This window comes from Methylobacter svalbardensis (assembly GCF_037671525.1).
GTDB lineage: Bacteria > Pseudomonadota > Gammaproteobacteria > Methylococcales > Methylomonadaceae > Methylobacter_A > Methylobacter_A svalbardensis.
Map to the genome: position 1 here is coordinate 1 of NZ_JAWPOH010000116.1, position 5,372 is coordinate 5,372.

At 46.0% G+C, this 5,372-nt stretch carries 7 protein-coding genes; 3 read left to right on the forward strand and 4 right to left on the reverse strand.

From position 1 onward, the window contains the following. Positions 1-243 precede the first annotated feature (243 nt). From RW114_RS19680 to RW114_RS19690, 3 genes are all read left to right on the forward strand, one after another. Positions 244-468 carry a DUF2188 domain-containing protein gene (locus RW114_RS19680; RefSeq protein WP_340124438.1) on the forward strand — a complete coding sequence of 75 codons (225 nt, stop codon included), beginning with the start codon at positions 244-246 and terminating at the stop codon, positions 466-468. 52 nt (positions 469-520) lie between these two features. Next, the gene (locus tag RW114_RS19685; protein ID WP_340124439.1) at positions 521-757 is read left to right on the forward strand and encodes a hypothetical protein; all 237 of its coding nucleotides are present in this window, start codon (positions 521-523) and stop codon (positions 755-757) included. 573 nt (positions 758-1,330) lie between these two features. After that, complete coding sequence (locus RW114_RS19690) at positions 1,331-2,035, forward strand: toll/interleukin-1 receptor domain-containing protein (protein ID WP_340124440.1); 705 nt, start codon at positions 1,331-1,333, stop codon at positions 2,033-2,035. A gap of 224 nt (positions 2,036-2,259) precedes the next feature. Here RW114_RS19690 and RW114_RS19695 read toward each other — a convergent pair whose 3' ends face one another. From RW114_RS19695 to RW114_RS19710, 4 genes are all read right to left on the reverse strand, one after another. Further along, positions 2,260-3,126, reverse strand: a complete 867-nt coding sequence (locus tag RW114_RS19695; RefSeq protein ID WP_340124441.1) for a hypothetical protein — start codon at positions 3,124-3,126, stop codon at positions 2,260-2,262. A gap of 80 nt (positions 3,127-3,206) precedes the next feature. Next, entirely contained in the window at positions 3,207-3,785 is a 579-nt protein-coding gene (locus tag RW114_RS19700; RefSeq protein WP_340124442.1) for a DUF4145 domain-containing protein, read from the reverse strand. 89 nt (positions 3,786-3,874) lie between these two features. Next, positions 3,875-4,279 carry a hypothetical protein gene (locus RW114_RS19705; RefSeq protein ID WP_340124443.1) on the reverse strand — a complete coding sequence of 135 codons (405 nt, stop codon included), beginning with the start codon at positions 4,277-4,279 and terminating at the stop codon, positions 3,875-3,877. Then, positions 4,272-4,796: a hypothetical protein gene (locus tag RW114_RS19710; RefSeq protein WP_340124444.1), complete on the reverse strand. Its 525-nt coding sequence runs from the start codon at positions 4,794-4,796 to the stop codon at positions 4,272-4,274. The genes RW114_RS19705 and RW114_RS19710 overlap by 8 nt, the downstream gene beginning before the upstream one ends. Positions 4,797-5,372: the final 576 nt, after the last annotated feature.

The following is a 5,372-nucleotide window of genomic DNA, read 5'->3' on the forward strand; positions in this document are numbered from 1 at the left end:
GGTCAGTAACATCCCCGTTAAACAAAATCCTAGCCAAGTCTTTTGTAGGTGCGTCAGCCTGGCATTGGACTTTAGCTTTCCCAGGGCTGCATCTAAATCAGTGACAAACGATTTTATAAAGTGTGCCGGCTCGTACATCAACATAGTGTTGAAATACGTGGCAGTTTACACTGATTAGCTTACCCGTTTTCCGGCTGTATTTCTAAGCTTAAAAACTTGAACATCGAGTAATAGGAAACGAAAATGACTAAGAAAAATCAACACGTTATTCCACACGGTGACGATTGGGCTGTAAAGGGCGCCGGCAATAGCAAAGCCACTTCAGTTCATTCAACTCAACAGGAGGCCATAAATCGTGCCCGAAGTATCGCACAGAATCAAAAATCAGAGCTTTTGATTCACGGTGAAAATGGGCGTATCCGTGAAAAAAACTCCTACGGAAATGATCCGTATCCACCTAAAGGGTAATTGTTTTAGCTTCAGATAGCAGACGATCTAACAAATTTCATAAGGAAACACCATGGCACTTTACAAAAATGGAAATCTTCTTAAACAATCACAACACGCTAACTTTGACAAAACATACTCGCCAGGCGATCCGACACCAGACCCAGGCATTTACAGATGTTTAGCTTGTGGCGATGAAATTGGTATCGCAAAAGGACATAAGTTACCACCTCAAAATCATCATCAGCACAGACTAGGCCTGGGAAGCATAAAGTGGCAATTAATTGTATGCTCTGTTAGCGTTAACTGATTAGATCAGTTCGACACGAAGTATCTAATCGACAACCGCCATAGTGAAAACTGCGGCGGTTTTTTATATCCGGTTATAAATACAAACTGTACAGATGGAGCGCATTCCAGCCAGTTACTATTGATAAAATCCGTTATCAATAGTTAATAGGTTTAACTTCGAATGGCCGAGTCCGGCCAATTTCTGCCGTAGAAGAGTCTTTGATCACTGACTGCAAACTGGCTCATTGCCGCCAATGATTTGGTTTGCTTCAAAAATCCAAAAAATACCAAAGCTACTTACAAAAATCGCGGCGTTGCCGATCCGGAACATTGCGCTGACCAAGCTGTGCTTCGAACGCCTGACTGAGGGATGCAGTAACGGTCAACATGATGACCTCCAATTTCACCTATTGGCGCAGTTTGGAGGATATACGGAAGGGAAAAATCCTTGCCGTTCAGAAATTTATTGTTGCGGCCTAGGTTTGGTGGTAGATATACTGTTAACAGCTTAATAACTTGTTAGGCACAGAGAGTCGCCGCGCGGTGGTTGATGTGCATACCGTTAGCGCCGTCACAAACAAAGGAGGAAGTAATGGCACGATGTACAGCACCAGTTCGAGGTCACAGTTCCGCAGCCGCCCGAGCGAACTGCCCTGCATGCAGTTCCCGCTATGGCGGCTACCGCAGCAGCTACGACGGCGGCCACAGTTCGCCCTACCCGTCGAGCGGCAGCAGCCACAGCGGCGGTGGAAGATCAATCGGAAGCGGTAGTTCAAGGCCGCGCTGGTCGCGCGCCGGTTCGTCCGTCTCGTACACGCCAGCTCAGGTGGCGTCGCTCACGCCGGTCCGTGAGGCTGTTGAGATCCAAACGGCAGCTAAGCCAGATCTTCGAGATTGCTTCCTCTGCCACGCTTGGGACGACCGGCAAGGCGCCGCCAAGGAACTGCACGATTTGCTCAAGGCGGCTGGTGTCAAGATTTGGTTCAGCGAGAAGGACCTTGGCCTTGGCGTGCCAATGATGCGCGCGATCGACAAGGGCCTGGCCGCCTCGAAAATCGGGCTCGTCCTGGTGACCCCTGCATTGCTTGCAAACCTCCCGAAAGAGGGCGTTGCAGATAAAGAGCTTTCGACGCTCCTGCAGGGTAACCGGCTGGTGCCTATCGTGCACGGTACGACGTACACAGCGCTCCGCGATGTCAGCCCCATGCTCGCTTCTCGAAGCGGCCTGGACACATCGGAAGACACAATGACGGTGATCGCAACAAAGATTGCCGAGCTAGTCGCCATCTGGAGCTGACAGGATAGAGGACGAGTTGGTGCATCGCCTGCTCCTTGCGCTCGTGTTCTTCCTTGACCTTCTTAAGTGTCTCGGTCTCCCCGTTCGGAATAACTAGGGTCAAATAACTGGGGTCAGAGTAAAAGTTAAATTTCTGCTTCCTAGCCTAACATGGCGCTCCGGTTGAGCGCCATGTTGGACCCCATTTTGCAACTGCAGGTGGTAATGTTGTTGTGCGATCACGTTTAGGCTTGCTGGGAAGGGAAATATGTTGGGCGGATAAGTCTATGGTATATATAGTCACTGTAGGCGAGAAGCCAATTTATTATGGCGCCAAGGCGATCAACATGAAACGGAGTACCCGATTGAGGGATTTCCAGCATAACGACTCGGTGCCCCCGTGAATCGGTTGCTATGAAATTATGAATCTGCTGCAACTTCTGTGGATCATGGTTTCCGTTGTTGGACATTCCGGCCTGCTCGAATGTGCGCTGAATAAATTTCGTTAGATCCCTTATTCGGCCATTGTTGTGTACCACAATGTGGCGCAACATTTCAATTAGGCAGATCGTGAAGCGAAGGTCAATTCCAAAGTGGTTTGATTTTTCGGCGGCGGCCAAGGCAGGAAATCTTTTCCGTATGCACTCAAGCTTCGCGTGTAGTTTTTTGTTGGATTCTGCTTTTTGAAGATACCAGTCAAAAGGCTTTGTTGCCAAAGATGCAGCTGTTTCTCCTTTTGTTTCCTTGGATGGCCATGCACTCGGTTCTTTGTGTCCCATATGTGCATACATGAGCTCTATAAGATCTTCGAAGTATTCGAATGCCTCCGCAAGTAGCCAGAGGTAGTGCTTATTGCGCCGATTTATTAAATCCTTAATGCGCCGATCAAAGTCAAGGGACATATGATCATAAAAAATAGGCTCTCCACTGATGAGTGAGCGAAAGAACATGTTGTGAAGCGAGGACGAGTGCTGCTCCATCCCGTTTTCAATTAGGGATTGATGGTTTTTCACCATTAATTCGTACTCTTTGTCGGTCGAACTCTTTACCTGGCGCGACATTAACTCGACTTCTGAGAGGTTGGAAAGGAACTCTTTAAATTGGATGTCCATGCGCGATCAGGTTTTTATGAAGGGTCTAACGTGAAGCTAAGGGGCGGCGCGCGTTTGCGCCGTCCCGCTTGAGCGTAAGGTTAGCCAACACGGTTGTAGCCCTCAAAGTGTTTTATCAGGTCAATGGCCGTGCTGGCGTAGTTCAACGCCTGTTCTTGCGAGATGGAAAGCATTGAGTCCTGCTCGTGAGCAACCTTGTTTCTAAGCACCCGCATTCCATGAAGTAGATTTTCATGCTTCTTTGACAACCGCCCGTTTCGGCTGAGCATTTCGATGTTATGCATCGGTGACCGATAGGATGGCGAGTCTGGAGAGATTGCAAGCCGCGCCACGGCGGCGGCGATTGCTGTTTCTAGCCCCGACCACGCCAACAAAATCGCAGCCGACGGTGCACGATCTACAGCGTCCATTATTTGGTCTTCCAACGAAGTAAAAACAGGGCTTTCTATTATCTTGGGCTCTTGCGCCACTTCGAGATGAAGGCCTTCAGCCTGCTGTTTGACTTTATCGAAGTCAAGTTCGAGATCCTTGTATTTCAGGTGTGCAAGACGCTGGACGATTTTCGCAAGCTCGGCTCTGAACATAAACAAAAACGTCAAAGCTACGGCGGGCCATGCGATGCTTGAAACTAAGCCGGAGATGAATTGCAACCAGTCCATAGCGCTCCTTCGGTAAAAGTGTTGGCTAACGTAAAGGTGAGGGGCGCGGAGCCACGCTTTTTGGCGGAGCGTCCCTCTCGACCGTAATGTTAGAGCTTGATTACAAAATCTCCCTTTGTTGCACCATCAAACTCCATCAATCGGGATTCTCCTGGTTTAATTGACTCAGTTACAGTGTCTTGGGGGCCTAGCATCCCCAGAAGTGCGGTTGCTTTGGTGGTGACCTTTTTTATCTCTCGCGTGTCGGAAGATTTCTTGTATTCGCAAGACTCAAGAGTAGTAACCCTATTTTGTACGTGGGTTGCTGTTGCCTTGCCGCGAACCAACTCAAGGTGCTCAAGCTCCTCTCCGGTGTCAGGGTCTGTTATTACTTCACCTACCCCAACGAGCAAGAATTTATCACCTTCTTTGACGCCGCTTTCTGATCCTTTATTAATAACGACAGTATAGTTGTCACGTACAACCGCAACTTTTGCAAAATAACGATCAGACATTTTCTTTCTCCTGCGAATTAAGTTGCTCGATCGCCGAGATCGGGACGACAGAACGAATTGCTATTTTTGTTAGTTCTTCCTGTGTGGATGGAATTTTGTCAAAAACTCCCAAGTCAGCTCGAATCTTTACTTGTATTAGCTTATCTTGAATTATGTGAACCACGGCAAGATATGCAAGACGATCTATTTCGTCGATTTGTGCGTAGCAGCCAAGAACAATATTGCTGACGAAATTTTCATTTCTTCTTATTACGAATATCTGATCTTTTTCTATGTATTTAATTGGAATTTCAAATGGCGGAGGTGGCTTTATTTCCGTGGCGAGGTCATATATAACCTTCAGCAAAATAAAAATAAACACGCCTGAAAGCATTACCGAAAAAAGTAACCACTTAACTGACACCTGATCTCCAACATTGACAAACATTGTGACAATGCTGGATAAAAAACCGACGCATCCGATTGTGATCGACATGCCGGATAAACTGAACAAGCTATTTAATATCTTTTCTTTCATTTGTTCACTCTATGGCTCGCCAGATGCTCTAACAAGGAATTAGATAGTTAACCGTATATCTACCGGCAAATGCTCCTCTACACGATAATTTCTTGATCAGCATATGATTTTCCTTTCCGTATATCATCGGTGATAAGTAATAATGACCGGTAATGATCAAATTGCTGCCATTAAAACAGATGGAGCGATAGACCGCAATGGGTCGTTTACCGTCCTTGGAATTCTAACGGAATTTATCGTTACCTCAAGCAATTTAACATAACCCCCGTTATCCGAAAAATAGCTGTTAATGCAATTTAGAAATGTCCAAAAATGAACGAAATATAACATTATAGATGTCTATTATATTATAAGTTTGTGGACAGGGTAATTGGCTTAGAATAAACTGTCTATTAAATCGTTTTTCAGTGCATTATTAGACAATCTGTCTATTAATCGATTTATAGACTTCCAGAAAATTAATTTCCAAAACAGTAAAAAACTCCTTTGAAGATATACTTATTTCTACTGAAAAAACTTAAAGGAGCACTTAAAATCATAACGCTAAGCTTTTCGAATTCAATTGTACAAAAACTG